Annotated in this window: 15 protein-coding genes; 9 read left to right on the forward strand and 6 right to left on the reverse strand. The window is 71.6% G+C overall.

Translation table 11 applies throughout. The features are described from left to right. Positions 1–7 precede the first annotated feature (7 nt). Positions 8–901 (reverse strand): alpha/beta hydrolase family protein, encoded by an 894-nt coding sequence (locus BWR60_RS17130; protein WP_088152231.1) that lies wholly within the window; start codon positions 899–901, stop codon positions 8–10. A 12-nt stretch (positions 902–913) separates the two neighbouring features. Then, positions 914–1,840, reverse strand: a complete 927-nt coding sequence (locus tag BWR60_RS17135; protein WP_088152232.1) for a cyclase family protein — start codon at positions 1,838–1,840, stop codon at positions 914–916. A gap of 275 nt (positions 1,841–2,115) precedes the next feature. Here BWR60_RS17135 and rsgA point away from each other — a divergent pair, with 275 nt between their 5' ends. After that, a complete protein-coding gene (gene rsgA / locus BWR60_RS17140) occupies positions 2,116–3,186 on the forward strand; it encodes a ribosome small subunit-dependent GTPase A (protein ID WP_088152233.1) in 1,071 nt (356 codons plus the stop codon). A 259-nt stretch (positions 3,187–3,445) separates the two neighbouring features. Here rsgA and BWR60_RS37120 read toward each other — a convergent pair whose 3' ends face one another. Further along, positions 3,446–3,607 (reverse strand): hypothetical protein, encoded by a 162-nt coding sequence (locus BWR60_RS37120; RefSeq protein WP_179221809.1) that lies wholly within the window; start codon positions 3,605–3,607, stop codon positions 3,446–3,448. An 889-nt stretch (positions 3,608–4,496) separates the two neighbouring features. Continuing rightward, positions 4,497–5,132: a CGNR zinc finger domain-containing protein gene (locus BWR60_RS17150; RefSeq protein WP_230983083.1), complete on the reverse strand. Its 636-nt coding sequence runs from the start codon at positions 5,130–5,132 to the stop codon at positions 4,497–4,499. A gap of 115 nt (positions 5,133–5,247) precedes the next feature. Between BWR60_RS17150 and BWR60_RS17155 the strand changes: the two genes are divergently transcribed. The 5 genes from BWR60_RS17155 (at position 5,248) to BWR60_RS17170 (ending at position 8,676) form a co-directional block, all read left to right on the forward strand. Next, the gene (locus tag BWR60_RS17155; protein ID WP_218823552.1) at positions 5,248–5,811 is read left to right on the forward strand and encodes an alpha/beta fold hydrolase; all 564 of its coding nucleotides are present in this window, start codon (positions 5,248–5,250) and stop codon (positions 5,809–5,811) included. After that, positions 5,808–5,948, forward strand: a complete 141-nt coding sequence (locus tag BWR60_RS37700) for a hypothetical protein (RefSeq protein WP_218823553.1) — start codon at positions 5,808–5,810, stop codon at positions 5,946–5,948. Before BWR60_RS17155 ends, BWR60_RS37700 begins: the two co-directional genes overlap by 4 nt. A gap of 74 nt (positions 5,949–6,022) precedes the next feature. Beyond that, a complete protein-coding gene (locus BWR60_RS17160; RefSeq protein ID WP_088152236.1) occupies positions 6,023–6,877 on the forward strand; it encodes an alpha/beta fold hydrolase in 855 nt (284 codons plus the stop codon). Between the two features lie 23 nt (positions 6,878–6,900). After that, positions 6,901–7,872, forward strand: a complete 972-nt coding sequence (locus BWR60_RS17165) for a zinc-binding alcohol dehydrogenase family protein (RefSeq protein ID WP_088152237.1) — start codon at positions 6,901–6,903, stop codon at positions 7,870–7,872. A 39-nt stretch (positions 7,873–7,911) separates the two neighbouring features. Further along, positions 7,912–8,676, forward strand: a complete 765-nt coding sequence (locus tag BWR60_RS17170) for an SDR family oxidoreductase (protein WP_088152238.1) — start codon at positions 7,912–7,914, stop codon at positions 8,674–8,676. A 166-nt stretch (positions 8,677–8,842) separates the two neighbouring features. On the opposite strand, the gene BWR60_RS37705 is transcribed toward BWR60_RS17170, so the two are convergent. Together BWR60_RS37705 and BWR60_RS17185 are read right to left on the reverse strand one after the other, a co-directional pair. Further along, positions 8,843–10,381, reverse strand: a complete 1,539-nt coding sequence (locus BWR60_RS37705; protein ID WP_218823554.1) for an ROK family protein — start codon at positions 10,379–10,381, stop codon at positions 8,843–8,845. A 201-nt stretch (positions 10,382–10,582) separates the two neighbouring features. Further along, the gene (locus BWR60_RS17185; RefSeq protein ID WP_218823555.1) at positions 10,583–13,033 is read right to left on the reverse strand and encodes a glucan 1,4-alpha-glucosidase; all 2,451 of its coding nucleotides are present in this window, start codon (positions 13,031–13,033) and stop codon (positions 10,583–10,585) included. Positions 13,034–13,177: 144 nt separating this feature from the next. Between BWR60_RS17185 and gnd the strand changes: the two genes are divergently transcribed. Genes gnd through BWR60_RS17200 form a run of 3 tightly spaced genes read left to right on the forward strand, consistent with a single transcriptional unit; the run spans position 13,178 to position 16,523 of the window. Further along, on the forward strand, positions 13,178–14,161 hold the full coding sequence (gene gnd / locus BWR60_RS17190; protein WP_088152288.1) for a phosphogluconate dehydrogenase (NAD(+)-dependent, decarboxylating): 984 nt from the start codon (positions 13,178–13,180) through the stop codon (positions 14,159–14,161). A gap of 2 nt (positions 14,162–14,163) precedes the next feature. Next, on the forward strand, positions 14,164–15,699 hold the full coding sequence (gene zwf / locus BWR60_RS17195) for a glucose-6-phosphate dehydrogenase (protein WP_218823556.1): 1,536 nt from the start codon (positions 14,164–14,166) through the stop codon (positions 15,697–15,699). Further along, complete coding sequence (locus tag BWR60_RS17200) at positions 15,696–16,523, forward strand: Cof-type HAD-IIB family hydrolase (RefSeq protein WP_088152240.1); 828 nt, start codon at positions 15,696–15,698, stop codon at positions 16,521–16,523. The genes zwf and BWR60_RS17200 overlap by 4 nt, the downstream gene beginning before the upstream one ends. Positions 16,524–16,682: the final 159 nt, after the last annotated feature.

A 16,682-nucleotide genomic window follows, 5' to 3' on the forward strand; every position in this document is an offset into this window, starting at 1 on the left:
GCCCCGCCTATTTCATCCCGGCGGCGATGAAGTCGCCGGTCCTGGCGATCAGCGAATCGACCATCCCGGTGCCCTCGGCCACGTTGAACGAGTGGTCCATCGGCTGCACCCACAGCTCCTCCGGCCCGTCATGGTAGTCGAGCAGGACCTGGCCGGATTCCGGCTGCGGGAACACCACCGTGTCCTTGCTGCCGACCGCGACCAGCAGCGGGCCCTTGTAGCGGGCGATCTCCGCCACCGGGTCGACGGCGTAGAGGCTGTCGAAGAAGGCCTGCTTCAGCGGCACCTCGGCGCCCCAGGGCAGCCTGGCCGTGATCGGCGTGTCGCCGCCGGCCAGCCCCTGGCGCATGATCTCCGGCCCCACCAGCAGCGCCACCGACGCCGGCAGATTGGTGCCGGGCGCCCAGAGCGCGACCGAGGTCAGCCGGTGCGGGGTGCGGCCGGCGACGATGGCGCCGACCGTGCCGCCCATGCTCCATCCGACCAGCGCCATGCGGTCGCGGTCGACCTCCCCCTCCGCGGCGAGGAAGTCCAGCGCCGCCAGCGCGTCCTTCACCTGGCCCTGCAGGGTCAGGTCGGCGAAGGCGCCCTCGCTGTCGCCGTTGCCGCGGAAGTCGATGCGCAGGCTGGCGATGCCCCGCTCCGCCCAGATCCGCGCCGCGCGATGGAAGATCCCCTCCTTCACGGCCGGGATCTCCATCTCGTTGCGGGTGCCGGTGAAGCCGTGCAGCAGCAGCACGACGGGCGGCGCGGCGACGCCGTCCGGCAGGGCGAGCGTGCCGACCACCTTCTGGCCGTCGACGGTGAAGCCAACCGTCTTCTCGGCGGCACGGCCGGCGGACGGGGCGGCAACGAAGGCGCTCAGGGTCATCAGCAGCACCGCCAGCTTCAAGGTCGACATCGGTGGCGCCCCCTATTGCGGCGTCGGCCGCATCACGCCGTCGGGGCCGCGGCGCAGCGGGGCGGGCTGCTTCGGCAGCGGCGCGCCCGGCGCCTCGGCGATGGTGACGCCGTGCGGCCAGTCGGCCGGGGCGATGGCGATGTAGCGGGCATAGCCGCCGGTGCCGCCCAGCGGCCTGGCGAAGCCGATGCTGATCAGCGCCCCGGCCTCCGGCACCTGGTCGAGATTGGCCACGCCCTCGGCCTGGGTGAAGTGGTTGTGCATCAGCCAGGCCTCGCCCTCCAGGTCCGGCGTGGCATCGGTGTCCAGCGGCTCATGCCCGTGGAACAGGATGCGGCGCTGCAGGTGCAGGAACTTCAGCGCGTCCAGCGACACGCCCGGGAACGGCTTGTCGTTGAAATGGGCCACGTCGTCCCACTTCTTCGACCAGTCGGTGCGGACCATGACGACGCTGCCCTCCGGCACCGTGCCGTGCTTGGCCTCCCAGGCGGTGACGTCGTCGACCGTCATGGCGTAGCTCGGGTCCTTCGCCACCTTCTCATGGATGTCGATCACCACCAGCGGCCGCACCGCGAAGGTCGGCGGCAGGTCGCTGATCGTGGCGCCGTACTCGTCCCAATGCGCCGGCGGGTCCAGCTGGGTGCCGTACTGGTCGGTCGGCAGGGCGTAGGCGGTGGCGACGAAGCCGTGCTTGGCATAGGTGAACTCGTCGCCCTTCTTCGCATAGTCCGGCAGGTCGTTGCCGGCCACCGCCGGCTTGACCTCGGCATTGCCGAAGCCCGGCCACACCGGCTGCACCGGGGCGAAGGCGTGGGTCAGGTCGATGTATTTGGCGCCCTTCAGCGCCGAATCGTAGACGCTCCACAACCCTTCCGCGCCCTGCGCCGCCGGCGCCAGGGCGAGCGACAATGCGGCCGTCGCGGCCGTGATCCGCAGCATGTGAGCCCCCTTCGTCAGTCTTCCGCCGCGAGCATCGCCCGGCCCGCGCCCGCCGTCCATGCGGGACGTGCCGGCTTGACGCCCGGCTTGACGCCCTGGCCGGGCCGGAATATCTCTGGACCGCCCCTGACGGCTCGGGAAAGGAGGGTTAGAACGATGGCTGCCATTGTCCGCGCGTTCCGCGCCTCCCCTCGCCGCGCCGCCGTTCGGGCCTCCTGACACGCAGGATTCTCTCGGCTGGCGCCTGACAAGGCCCTCCGATCGAGGATCCTCCATTGATCGACCATTACGGCTGGAGCCCGGCGCTCCAGCAGGAATTCCATCCCCATGCCGCCCGTGGCCTGAGCCCGGCGCGCGTGACCGTGCAGCAGCGCGGCGCCTATCACCTGGTCACCCCACTGGGCGAGATGACCGGGCAGCTGTCCGGCCGCTTCGCCCATGAGGCGCTGGAGGGCGACTATCCCGTGGCCGGCGACTGGGTGGCCGCGGCCCTGCGTCCCGACGAGGGCGGCGCCACCATCCAGGCGGTGCTGCCGCGGCGCAGCGCCTTCACCCGCAAGGCCGCCGGCCCCGGCCGCCCGATGGGCCAGGTGGTGGCCGCCAATGTCGAGGTGGCCTTCCTGGCCGCCTCGCTGAACGCCGACCTCAACCCCCGGCGCATCGAGCGCTACCTGGCCACGGCGTGGGAGAGCGGCGCCTCCCCCGTCGTGGTGCTGACCAAGGCCGATCTGTGCGACGACCGCGACGGCCCGCTGGCCGGGATCGAGGCGGTGGCGCTGGGGGTGCCGGTGCATGTCGTCTCCGCCGTCACCGGCGAGGGCGTCGAGGCCCTGCGCGACAGCTTCGCCCCGGGCCAGACGGCGGTGCTGCTGGGCAGCTCCGGCGTCGGCAAGTCCAGCCTGGTCAACGCCCTGGCGGGGGTGGAGCTGATGGCGACGGGCGCGATCCGCGAGGACGACGCCCGCGGCCGGCACACCACCACCCATCGCGAGCTGGTGCTGCTGCCGAACGGCCGGCTGGTGCTGGACACGCCGGGCATGCGCGAGCTCGGGCTGTGGGAGGCCGGGGACGGCGTCGCCGCCGCCTTCGCCGACATCGAGGCGCTGGCGGCGGAGTGCCGCTTCGCCGATTGCGGCCACGGGGCCGAACCCGGCTGCGCCGTGCGCGCGGCGCTGGAGGATGGCCGCCTGGACCCGGAGCGCTGGCGCAGCTGGGGTAAGCTGCAGCGCGAGCTGGCTCATCTCGAGCGCAAGGAGGACCCGCTGGCCCGGGCCGAGGCGCGCAAGGTCTGGATCCAGCGCCACAAGCAGTACCGCGCCGGCAAGAAGCGCGGCGACTGGGGGTGAGCGGCAGCCGGATGCGGCCTGCCCGCTCGTGACGATGCCGGGCGTCTTCCTGCGCTGCCTCTCCCGCAGGCGAGACCTTTCCGGAATTCCCAGCACCGTCATTGCGAGCGCAGCGAAGCAATCCAGGGCCAGCGCGAACCGGCCCCTGGATTGCTTCGTCGGCTTCGCCTCCTCGCAATGACGGCGAGGAAGCAGATGTTATGAAAAGGTCCCGCAAGCGGGAGTGGCGATAGGATCGGTGACGAGCCCTATCCCGGGGTCAGCCGCCGCCCGGTTTCAGCAGCCAGGGGGCGCGGTCGAGTCGTTCGCCGGTCTCGATGTCGTACCAGCCCGGGTCCGGGATCTTGTCGCTCTCGTCGAGATGCCAGTAGCGGCCGGCATCCGGCCCGTCCTCCGGCCACCAGGGCGCGGCCGACATCATCGATGCCGGTCCTGTCCGGATCCGGCCGGGGCCGTGCGGTGATCCGCTCGGCGCTGGCGTTCCGCGCCGCGCGGCCGNCTGGTGGCCGGAGGACGGGCCGGATGCCGGCCGAACCAGTCGGCGCCGGAATAGTCCGGGTTCAGCCAGGAGGGGTCTGGGCGGATGCGCATGTCGCGGCAGAGCTGGAAGACGATCGCCTCCAGCGAGTGGCCGGCGAAGTCCAGGTCGGCGTCGATCTCCGGGTCGTCGACCAGCCGCTTCCACATCGCGGCGATCTGCGCCTCGCAGGTCTCGGCGTCGAGATCGCGGTTGGCGGCGACCGAGCAGGCGACGGCGCGGGCCACCCGATGGCGGCGCTTCTCCTTCTCCGCGGCCCGGCCTTTGGCCTCGGCGGCGGCCTTGTCCGCCATCTCCTGGCGCTTCTGGGCGAGGTGCAGCTTGAGCGCCAGGAGGCGGCGGACGCCGCGGGCGATGCGGTCGAGCGAGAGCTCGAGATCCTTGGTCGTGGCGGCGTCGCCGGCCCTGATCGCGGCCAGCGAGGCGGCATGCATGGCCTCGGCGCGCTCCATCGCCATCTCGGCCAGCCGGTCGAGCATGCGCCCGGCGCACTCCGCCTCGGCCGGGTCGAGGGCCGGGACGGCGGGCTGCGGGGTCGGGACGGAGTGCGCCTTGTTCATAGAACATATCATGAACGAGAACGAGCCGCCTGCGCAATGAAACATTGCGTGACCTTAAGGCCGCGCCCGCCCCGTCTCGGCCATGCCGGGCATCACCGGGCGCGCTCAGGTCATGGCTGCACACGATGACAATGGGCGGGTCCGGCAGCTCCAGCAGTCGCCCGCCCCGCTCCCTCCGTCACCGCTCCAGCCTCGGGCAGGGGCCGGAAAGGTCAGTTTGCCCCCTCCCCCCGCTTCTCCTTCTGCCGGTGGCGGTGGGCGGCCTGCTTGGCGCGGTTGCCGCACAGCGCCATGCTGCACCAGCGCCGGGCATGGCCGCGGGTGTGGTCGACGAACATCAGGGTGCAGGCCGGCCCCTCGCACGCCTTGACCTGGCTGAAATCCTCCTCGCAGACCACCCTTGCCATCGCCTCGGCGATCGGCAGCAGCAGGCTGTCCGGCGAGCGCCAGCGCCGGAACGGGGCCAGCGCCAGCCGCCCCGCCCCATCCGCCGCGACGATCCGGGAGAAACCCTCGTCCCGCTCCAGCAGCCGGTTCAGCGGCTGCAGTTCGTCCAGCGCATCGCTCGCCAGCGGGCGGCCCCTGCGGCTTCGGACGAAGCCGCGGAACCATTCGCGCAGCCCCCGCGCCTGGGCCGCGATGCCGTCGAGCTCGCCCGGCATCGCCCGCTGCCGCATCTCCGCCAGGACGGCGTCCGGCACCAGCCCGGCCTGGGCCAGCCAGGACAGCAGCCCGTCACCGTCCGGCAGCCAGTCGACCGGGGTGTCGACCGGCGTCGCGATCGAGTTGAGGAAGTCCAGGCCGCGCGCGTCGGCGAGGAACATCGCAGGCGGAAGCTGATGGCTCACGGGGGTCGGCCTCGGATGGGTTCGCTTGACCGAAAAGTAACCTCGAAAACCCCCGTTGACAAGTTATCTCGACTCGGATCATAACCTCTCTATCGCAATTGGAGAGGTTACGGTCATGACGGACGAACGGACCATGCAGGGACCGGCGACCCTCGTCCTGGTCCATGGCGCCTGGGCGGACGGGTCGTCCTGGGGGCCGGTGATCGCGCCGCTGCAGCGTCGGGGCCTGGCCGTGCGCGCCGCCCCGCTGCCGCTGACCTCGCTGGCCGACGATGTCGCCGCCCTCGACCGCGTGCTGGAGCGGGTCGACGGCCCGGTGGTGCTGGCCGGCCACGCCTATGCCGGCGCGGTCATCGCCGCCGCCCGTCCCGACCGGGTCCGGTCCCTGGTGTTCGTCGCGGCCCTGGCGCCGGATCAGGGCGAGACCGTGATGGATGTGTTCCAGCGCGCCGCCCCGCACCCGCTGGCGCCACGGCTGGCGCCCGACCCGCATGGCGCGATCTGGCTGCCGGACGAGGCCTTCCCGGCCGCTTTCGCCCAGCACGCCCTGGCGGAATCGGCCGCGGTGCTGGCCGCCGTGCAGCGGCCGATCCACCTGCCCTGCATCACCACCCCGGTCGGCCGCCGCTGTGGCGGGACCGGCCCAGCTGGTACCTGCTGGCGGAGGAGGACCGGATGATCGCGGCCGAGACCCAGCGCTTCATGGCGACGCGGATGGGTGCGGCGCTGCGCCCCGCCCCGGTCGACCACGCGCCGCTGGTGTCGGCGCCGGAGCTGGTGGTCGAGATCCTGCTCGAGGCCGCTCACGCCTCGTAACTGATCAAAATCAATAAATCAGGTTATGTAACGCTGGGCCATCCACGCCCGTATCCCGTTCGAGGAGAACAGCCATGACGCAGATCCGCTACCGCACCGCCGATGTCGACGGCTTCAAGGTCTTCTACCGGGAGGCCGGGTCGCCCCGCTCTCCCAAGCTGCTGCTGCTGCACGGCTTCCCCAGCTCCGGCCACATGTTCCGGGACCTGATCCCGCTGCTGGCCGACCGCTTCCACATCGTGGCGCCGGACCTGCCGGGCTTCGGCCAGTCCGACATGCCGGACCGTTCGGCCTTCCGCTACACCTTCGACAATGTCGCACGGGTGATCGACCGGTTCACCGAGGTGATCGGCTTCAACCGCTATGCCGTGTATGTCTTCGACTACGGCGCCCCCACCGGCTTCCGCCTGGCGCTGCGGCATCCGGAGCGGATCGCCGCCATCATCAGCCAGAACGGCAACGCCTATGTCGAGGGGCTGAGCGACGGCTGGAACCCGATCCGCGCCTATTGGCAGGAGCCCTCCGCCGCCAATCGCGAGGCCCTGCGCGCCTTCCTGACGCCCGAGACCACGCGTTGGCAGTATGTCCATGGCGTCGCCGACGAAAGCCTGGTCTCGCCCGACGGCCACACGCTGGACAGCCATTACCTGGCCCGGCCGGGCGCCGACGAGGTGCAGTTGGACCTGTTCCTGGACTATGCCAGCAACGTCGCGCTGTACCCGGAATTCCAGGCCTATTTCCGCAAGCACCGGCCGCCCTTCCTGGCGGTGTGGGGCAAGAACGACCCGTTCTTCCTGCCGCCCGGCGCCGAGGCCTTCCGGAGCGACCTGCCGGATGCCGAGATCCGCTTCTTCGACACCGGCCATTTCGCCCTGGAGACGCATGCCCGCGAGATCGCGGATGCCATCCGCGTCTTCCTCGCCCCGTAACCACCCGCCAGAGGAGAGTCACCATGCGCGCCATCGTGCTGGAGAAGTTCGGCGGCCTGGACAGCCTGGTCTACCGCGACATCCCGGAGCCCGAACCCGCCCCCGGCCAGGTCGTGATCGAAATCAAGGCCTTCGGCCTGAACCACGCCGAGATGCATATGCGGCGGGGCGAATGGGCCGAGGCCGCGCAGGTGATCGGCATCGAATGCGTCGGGCTGGTGAAATCCTGCCCCGGCGGTGAGTTCCCGGTCGGCGCCAAGGTGGCGGCGCTGATGGGCGGCCTCGGCCGCACCATCAACGGCAGCTACGCCGAATTCACCCGCGTCTCGGCCGCCAATGTCGCCCTGATCGACGCCGACCTGCCCTGGGCCGGACTGGCGGCGATCCCGGAGACCTATGCCACGGCCTGGACCTGCCTGTTCCGCAACCTGGAGATCGCGCGCGGCCAGTTGCTGATGATTCGCGGCGCCACCTCCTCCTTCGGCCAGGCGGCGGTGAAGCTGGCGGTGAATGCCGGGGCGCGGGTGATCGCCACCACCCGCAACCCGGACCGTTTCGCGATGCTCACCGCGCTGGGCGCCGAGCGGGTGGAGCGGGAAGGGCCCGACCTGTCCAAGCGCATCGCCGAGGCGAAGCAGGTCGACGCGGTGCTCGACCTCGTCGGCAACAGCACCATCCTCGACTCCCTGGCCATGCTGCGCCGCGGCGGCCGGGCCTGCCTGGCCGGCTGGCTCGGCGGCCTCGCCCCGATCGCCGATTTCAACCCGCTGCTGCAGATGGCGAGCGGCGTCTATCTGACCTTCTTCGGCAGCTTCGTCTTCGGCACGCCCGGCTTCCCGCTGTCCGACGTGCCGCTGGGGCAGATTGCCCGCGATGTCGCGGCCGGCCGGCTGCAGGCCAGGCCGGCGCGGGTCTTCGGCTTCGACCAGATCCGCGAGGCCCATCGCGTGATGGAGGCCAACGAGGCCGGCGGGAAGATGGTCGTCGTCCTCTGACCGCGCCGCCCGGCACCCCACCCATCGGGAGCAGACACCATGTCCGTCGCCATCGTCACCGGCGCCAGCCAGGGCATCGGCCGCGCCACCGCCATCCGCCTGGCGCGGGATTTCGACCGGGTCGCGCTGGTCGCCCGCAACCGCGACAAACTCGAAGAGGCGGCCGCGGCGGTGAAGGCCGCGGGGGCCGAGCCGCTGGTGCTGGACCTCGACCTGGCCGAGCCCCCCGCCGCGCAGGCCATCGTCGACGCCGTGCTGCAGGCCTTCGGCCGGATCGACGCCCTCTTGAACATCGCCGGCGCGGTGCCGCAGATCGACCTGTTCGAGATGACCGACGCGCAGTGGGAGGGCGGGCTGGCGCTGAAGCTGCACGGCGCCCGCCGGCTGACCGTCGCCGCCTGGCCGGCGCTGAGGCAGGCGCGCGGGTCGGTGGTGCTGATGTCCGGCAACTCGGCGCTGGTCCCGAAGGCGCCCTATGCCGCGGTGGGCACCATCAACGCCGCCATCGTCGCCCTGGCCAAGGCCTTCTCCGACCGCGGCATCGCCGACGGGGTGCAGGTCAACAGCGTGCTGCCCGGCCCGGTGATGACCGGCCGCCGCCAATCCTACCTGCAGCACTGGGCGCCGCTGCACGGCATGACCGTGGAACAGGCGACCGAGGCGTTCCCGAAGGAGGCGGGCATCGCCCGCTACGGCGAGCCCGAGGAGATCGCGGAGCTGATGGCCTTCCTGGTGTCGCCCGGCGCCCGCTGGATGACCGGGTCGGCGCTGCGCATGGATGGCGGAGAGGTCAAGTCGGCCTGACCGCCGGGCCAGTCCGGTCCGGCGCGTCGACGCCGATGGGCTGGACATGGCGGCCCGGCCGCGCGGCGCGGAACGCCAGCGCCGAGCGGATCACCGCACGGCCCCGGCCGGATCCGGACAGGACCGGCATCGATGATGTCGGCCGCGCCCGATCCGCCCGGCAGCCTCAGACCTTGGCCGCCGCGCGCTTGGCCGGAGCCTTCGCCGGAGCGCTCTTGGCGGCGGCCTTCGCCGGAGCGGTCTTCGCCGGAGCGCTCTTGGCAGCAGCCTTCGCCGGTGCACTCTTGGTGGCAGCCTTCGCCGGAGCGGCCTTCGCCGGCGCGCTCTTCGCGGCAGCCTTCGCCGGAGCGGCCTTCGCCGGTGCACCCTTGGCGGCAGCCTTCGCCGGTGCGCTCTTCGCGGCAGCCTTCGCCGGTGCACCCTTGGCGGCAGCCTTCGCCGGTGCGCTCTTCGCGGCAGCCTTCGCCGGAGCGGTCTTGGCGGCAGCCTTTGCCGGAGCGGCCTTCGCCGGCGCGCTCTTGGCGGCAGCCTTGGCCGGAGCGGCCTTCGCGGGCGCGCTCTTGGCGGCGGCCTTCGCCGGAGCGGCCTTCGCCGGCGCGCTCTTCGCGGCAGCCTTCGCCGGAGCGGCCTTCGCCGGCGCGCTCTTCGCGGCAGCCTTCGCCGGAGCGGCCTTCGCCGGCGCGCTCTTCGCGGCAGCCTTCGCCGGAGTGGCCTTCGCAGGAGCGCTCTTGGCGGCGGCCTTGGCCGGTGCGGCCTTCGCCGGCGCGCTCTTCGCCGCGGCCTTCGCCGGAGTGGCCTTCGCAGGAGCGCTCTTGGCGGCGGCCTTGGCCGGTGCGGCCTTCGCCGGCGCGCTCTTCGCCGCGGCCTTGAGGGGGGTACTCTTCTTCATAGAGACATTCTCCGCTGCAGCCTTGATGGGGGCACTCTTCACAGGGGCGTTCTCGGCCCGGGCCGAAGCCCTCGCGACCTTGGCCGGGGCAGGTTTGGCGGACGGGCCCTTGGCCGCAGGCTGACGCCACAACCCGGCGCCACCCTCCAGCCCCGCCTCGTTCGAGGCGAGGGCCACGCCCTTCGGCAGCTCGAAATCGATGTGCTTCGCGTTGCCGCCGCTGATATGCACCCGGTCCGGGTGCATCAGGATGTCGAGCACCTCCAGCATCCGCTTCACGCGCTTGTTCCAGCGCTTCTTGCCCGCCTTCTCGTAGGCTGCGTTGCCGAGATACTCGTCATAGGTCTTGTTCTTGTGCAGCGGGTGGTGCGCCAGCTCCAGATGCGGCACCAGCGCGCCGTCGCGGAACAGCGCCGTGCCGACCCCGGTGCCCAGGGTCACCACCAGCTCCAGCCCCTTGCCCTCGACCAGGGCCAGGCCCTGCATCTCGGAATCGTTGATCATCCGCACCGGGGCGCCGCCCAGCCGCCGCGACAGGGCGGAGGCCAGGGTGAAGCCGGCCCAGTCCTCGGTGCCGAGATTGGGGGCGGTGATCACCCGCCCGTCGCGGACCACGCCGGGGAAGCCGACGGCGATGCGGTCGAATTCCGGCAGCGGCTTGACCAGCGCTGCGATGGTGTCGAGGAACAGCTTTGGCGGGCAGGGATGCGGCGTCGGCACGCGCTGCCGGTCCGACACCATCTCTCCGCGGTCATCGATCACGGCGGCCTTCAGCCCCGTGCCTCCCACATCGATGGCCAGGATGCCAGGCTTCAAGGCGGTCCTCCCTCGTGGTCTTGGCGACGCATCGACGACAACGCCTTCATCGCATCGCCTGTCCCACCGAATGCGGGAGAAGCTCGGAGGCTCATCCAGCTTTCACCCGATTGTCACAGTGCCCCGACACAGAATGAGGGCTAGTCTTACCAAGCGTCAACCTTCGACTACACAAGGGGTCAATCACCACTACTTGACCCACTACTTGGCTCCCCTGACGGCGTGGCCGGCCGCGACGCCGGTCTCGCCGTCCACGGTCACCAGGAAATCGGCGCCCTCCCACCGCTCGGGGTCGCGCCAGCGGAAGGTGAAACGGATCTTTGTGCCCGGCGGCGCCGATACTGTCGGCAGGTCGAGGACATGCAGCCCGAACGGCGTCTCGGTCGTGGCGTCGTCGCGGATCGTGCCCCAGTCGTCGAGCGTCCAGTGCACCGTGGCGGCCGCCGGCAGCTCGAGGCGCAGCCCCTTGCCGGCCGGCAGCGCCCGCCGCTTCTGGTTGAAGCGCCAGCAGCGGACCGGCGAGGCGATCTTGTCGACCTGGTAGCGCCGCACCGGCTGCGGCGGCAGGTCGAACACCCGGCCGTCGCGCAGCGAGCGCAGCAGCTTGATGTGCTCGGAATGGGCCCAGACCAGCGGCATGGCGCTGCCCGAGGGCCGGCCGCGGAACAGCTCCCGCTCCGGCACATCGTCGGCATCCCACACCTGTTCCGGCAGCAGCCCGCCCTCCCCGGCCGACCGCTCCAGCGTCGCCAGCAATGCCTTGGCGGCGTCGGGCCGGCCGGCCGCCAGCTCGTAATGCGCCCGCTCGCCGGTCAGCAGCGGCCAGGCCCGGCCGATGCCGGTGCCGTCGAAGGGGGCGCCGTCGGCATGCTCGCCATAGCCGTCATCGTTGTAGCGGTACCAGACCGGGCCCTGCGGCAGCTCCGCCTTCAGCACCGCGTCGATGGCCTTGACCGTGTCGACGATGCGCGGGTCGTCCGCCGCGCGCAGGCCGAAGCGCACCAGGGCCAGCGCGTCGGGGCTGATCAGGAGCGCCGCCTTGCGCGCATCGTCGCCCGGCGGCCGGTTCTTCACCGGCACATAGCCGTCGAGCGGCGACGCGGCATCCGCCGCATCGGCCGGGGCGATGCGGACATAGTAGCCGCCGAGGCCGAGCTGGCCGCAGATCGCCGTGCCCTCGGCGAAGGTCCAGCGCTCGACCTCGTCGTTCCAGGTGTCGGCGGTCTCGCGCAGCCAGCGCGCCTCCTCCGCCCCGCCGGACAGGTCGAGGATGTCGGCCGCGGCCAGCAGCGCCGCGATCTCCACCGCCAGGGTGAAGGGCGAATAGCCGGCATCCTCCTCCCACCGGTCCTGGCCGGTGACCGGGCCGTTGCGCAGGATGAAGCCGGCGGCGCGCCGCACCATCGGCGCGAATCGGGCCAGCTCCCGCTCCGTCAGCGCGCCCTCCCGCCGCAGCATGTCGGCCAGCAGGATCGGGAAGGCGCATTCGTCCATCTGCACCCCGTTCCAGTACGGGGTGCCGTCGAGCCAGACATTCTGCGACCAGTGGCCGTCGGCCTCCTGGATCGCCTGCAGGTAGCCGAGGATCGCCTTGGCCTCCGCCGTCGCCCCGGCGGCGAGGAAGCCGCCCGCGGTCTCGACCAGGTCGCGCGGCCAGACCAGGTGATAGCCGCCGAGATCCTCGTCGCCCTTGTGGAAGCCCCAGGGGATCGACAGGGAGGCAATGGCGGCGCCGGGAAACTCGATGGTCTGGTGGCTGGCCAGCACCGCGGTGCTGGTGCGGTAGGCTGTGGGCTCGGAGCCGGCGACGCCGTCCAGCGGCAGCAGCCCGGCCTGCCAGTTCCGCCAGCCCTCGACATAGGCATCACGGGCCTCGGCAAAGCCCCGTTGCAGCCCGGCCAAGGCGTGGTGCGCCGCCTCCTCCGGCCGCTCGCCGAAGCCGAGAGCCAGCAGGAAACGGCCGCCCGGCGCTTCCGCCAGGTCGATCTCCCCGGCCAAGGCGATGTTGCCGTTCTCGGCCCGGCGCCAGGCCGGGTTCAGCGCGCCGCTCCGCGACAACGTCTGCCAGCCGTCGGAGGCGCCGACATAGCCGACCGAACGGGCGCGCCACGGCGCCGAGCAGGCCAGCGCCAGCGACACCCCGTCGGTGCCGCGGGCGAACAGCATCGGCGTGCCCTTGTAATCATCGACCCAGCCGGTGTTGTCGGCGCCGGCATTGACCAGGTGCGGCGCCAAGAGGGCGAACAGCCGGTGGTCGGCCGGCTCGCCCTGCTGCAGGGTGAACACGACCTCCTGCAGCAGCACCGGGCCGCGCGGATGGGCCAGCACCGTCTTCTCGATGCGCCAGCGCCCGTCCAGCGCGGTGTTGACCAGGCGGAAGGCCGGCACGCCCGCCTCCAGCATCCGCGTCTCCGACCGCGCGTCGCGCTTCTCCTCCGCGAAGTACCCGCCGGGGCCGGTGACGATCAGACCCAGGTCGCGGACGCAGGCGGTGTCGATTCGCGGGAAGTAGATCTCGTTCAGGATGCCGTGGCTGAGGGTGAACCACACCCGGCTGGTGCCGGAGAGGGCGGTGCCGACGCCCGATTTGGCGCTGGAGGTCCAGCGGCCCGGCCCGCCGGGCGCGCCCGGCGGCTGATCAGCTCGATCCAATCCCGTATCCTCCCCTCGGGCGCCCGATCGACGCGGCCCCGGCTTTCGGACTCGAAACCGGCGCGCCGCGGGCGCACCATCGCTATGCTTCACGCGATCTACGCTAGCACCACCGCACCGGAAGAAAACGAGAGGATCGACGGAATGCAGCTCGGGATGATCGGACTCGGCCGCATGGGCGGCAACATTGTCCGGCGGCTGATGCGCGCCGGCCATGAATGCGTGGTCTATGACCGCAGCGCCGAGGCCATCAAGACGCTGGCCGCCGAGGGCGCCAAGCCGGCCGCCGACCTGAAGGGCCTGGTGGACGGGCTGACGGCGCCGCGCGCGGTCTGGGTGATGCTGCCCGCCGGCGGACCGACCGAGGACACGATCACGGCCCTGGCCGGCCTGCTGAGCCCCGGCGACATCATCATCGACGGCGGCAACAGCTTCTACAAGGACGACATCCGCCGCGCCGCGGCGCTGGAGCCGAAGGACCTGCACTATGTCGATGTCGGCACCTCCGGCGGCGTCTGGGGGCTGGAGCGCGGCTACTGCATGATGATCGGCGGCACCAAGGCCGCGGTCGACCACCTGGACCCGATCTTCGCGGCGCTGGCGCCGGGGCTGGGCACGGTGGAGCGCACGCCGGGCCGCGACGGCCGCGACCCGCGGGCCGAGAAGGGCTACATCCATGCCGGGCCGGCGGGTGCCGGGCACTTCGTCAAGATGGTGCACAACGGCATCGAATACGGGCTGATGCAGGCCTATGCCGAAGGCTTCGACATCCTCAAGAACAAGGAGTCGAAGGAGCTGCCGGAGGCCGAGCGCTACAGCCTGGACCTGGCCGACATCGCCGAGGTGTGGCGCCGCGGCAGCGTCGTCTCCTCCTGGCTGCTCGACCTCAGCGCCATCGCCCTGGCGGAGAACGAGACGCTGTCGAACTACACCGGCTCGGTCGCCGATTCCGGCGAGGGGCGCTGGACCATCATGGCGGCGCTGGAGGAGGCGGTGCCGGCCGACGTGCTGTCGACCGCCCTCTATGTCCGCTTCCGCTCGCGCCAGGAGCACACCTTCGGCGAGAAGCTGCTGTCGGCGATGCGCAACAAGTTCGGCGGCCATGTCGAACGGGCGGCGGGCGGCTGACCATGGCCGCGATGATCTCCCCTTCCCCCGCCAAGCCGGCGGGCACCCCGGCGGCGCCGCCCTGCACCTTCGTCATCTTCGGCGCCTCGGGCGACCTGACCGGCCGCCTGCTGACCCCCGCGCTGTATCACCTGCAGCGCGAGGGGCTGCTGGATGCCGGCTTCGAGATCCTCGGCGTGGACCGGGTCGAGAACAACGACGAGGGCTTCCGCAAGACCCTGGGCGAGGCGCTGCACACGCTGGGCGCCGACGCCGAGCGCGGCATCGACGAGGCCGCCTGGGGCCAGCTGGCCGCCAACATCCACTACCTGACCGGCGACTTCGCCGACCCGTCGACCTATCAGGGCCTGGCGGCGCATCTGGACCAGCGGCAGCGCGCCACCGGCGCGTCCAACGCGGTGTTCTACCTGGCGGTGGCGCCGCGCTTCTTCGCCCCGATCGCCGCGGCCCTGTCGACCGCCGGCCTGCTGGACGAGAGCGACACCGCCTTCCGGCGGCTGATCGTCGAGAAGCCGTTCGGCACCGACCTGGCCTCGGCACAGGACCTCAACGCCAAGCTGCTGGCCGTCGCCACCGAGAAGCAGATCTACCGGATCGACCACTATCTCGGGAAGGAGACGGTCCAGAACATCATGGCCTTCCGGTTCGGCAACGGCATGTTCGAGCCGATCTGGAACCGGGACCATATCGAGTGCGTGCAGATCACCGCGGCGGAGACGGTCGGGGTGGAGCGGCGCGGCCGCTTCTACGACGGCACCGGCGCCCTGCGCGACATGGTGCCGAACCACCTGTTCCAGCTGCTGTCGATGGTGGCGATGGAGGCCCCGAACTCCTTCGACGCCGACGCGGTGCGCACCGAGAAGGCCAAGGTGGTCGAGGCGGTGCGCGACCTGACGCCGGAGGACGCGGCCAAGGTGGTGGTGCGCGGCCAGTACGATGCGGGGACGGTCCTCGGCAAACCCCGCGCCGCCTACCGGCAGGAGCCGGACGTGGCGCCGGACAGCCGCACCGAGACCTTCGTGGCGATGAAGCTGGCGATCGACAACTGGCGCTGGTCCGGCGTGCCGTTCTACCTGCGCACTGGCAAGTCGCTGGCGGTTCGGCGGACCGAGATCGCGATCCAGTTCAAGAAGGCGCCGGCGGTGCTGTTCCGCGACGCGGTCAACGCCCCGATGCCGAACCTGCTGGTGATCAGCATCCAGCCGGACGAGGGCATCTCGCTGCGCTTCGCCGCCAAGGTGCCGGGGCGAGAGATGCGGCTGGGCCAGGTCGAGATGGATTTCCGCTACGCCGAGCACTTCAAGGCGGAGCCGCAGACCGGGTACGAGACGCTGATCTATGACTGCCTGACCGGCGACCCGACCCTGTTCCAGCGGGCCGACAACATCGAGGCCGGCTGGTTCGAGGTGCAGCAGATCCAGAGGCTCTGGGGCGGACTGACCACCCCGCCGGACCTGTACCCGGCGGGCAGCGACGGCCCGGCCTGCGCCGACGAGCTGCTGGCACGCGACGGCTATGCCTGGCTGCCGCTGACATGACGGGCCCGGCCGGGCGGATCGCGCTGCTGATCTCCGATGTCGACGGCACGCTGGCCGACCCGGACAAGGTGGTGACCCCGGCCTCAGTGGCGGCGGTGCGCCGGCTGGGCGAGGCCGGGGTCGGCTTCTCGATCGTCTCCAGCCGGCCGCCGCGCGGCCTGTCGGAGCTGATCGCGCAGCTGGGCCTCACCCTGCCGCTGGGCGGCTTCAACGGCGGCACCATCTTCCGGCCGGACGGGGAAGTGGTGTCGGCACTGACGGTGCCGGAGCCGGCGGCGCGGATCGCGCTGGCGACGCTGCGCCGCTTCGGCGCCGACCCTTGGGTGTTCGCCGACGACCAGTGGATCGCGACCGACCCGGACGGCGAGTACGTGCCGCTGGAGCGGCGCACGGTGGGATTCGAGCCGACCATCGTCGCCGATCTCGACCCCTATCTGGCGCGCGCCGGCAAGATCGTCGGCGCCTCCGGCGACTTCGAGGGGCTGGCCCGCTGCGAGGCGGAGCTGCGGGGCCTGCTGGGCGGCAGCGCCATCGCGGCGCGGTCGCAGCGCTACTATCTCGACATCAACCATCCCGAGGCCGACAAGGGCCATGCGGTCGGCCGCATCGCGGCGGCGGCGGGGGTGGACCCGGCCGAGGTGGCGGTGATCGGCGACGCCGCCAACGACGTGCCGATGTTCAAGGCCGCCGGCCTGTCGATCGCCATGGGCAACGCCATCGATGAGGTCAAGGCGCTGGCCCATCTCGTCACCGCCGGCAACGACGCCGAGGGGTTTGCGCAAGCGGTGGACCGGTTCCTGCTGCCGCGGGGGCCGAGGGCGTAGGCACGAACGGCGCCGCCCCGCCCCCTCACCCTCCCATTCGCCAACGCGAATGGGCCCCTCCCTCTCCCCGAGGAGAGGGGAACACGGTGCCGACGCCCTCTTACCTCTCCTTGGGGAGAGGTCGAAATCGCGCAGCGATTTCGGGTGAAGGGGTGGCCC

Source organism: Inquilinus limosus (assembly GCF_002195995.1).
GTDB classification, from domain to species: Bacteria; Pseudomonadota; Alphaproteobacteria; order DSM-16000; family Inquilinaceae; genus Inquilinus; species Inquilinus limosus_C.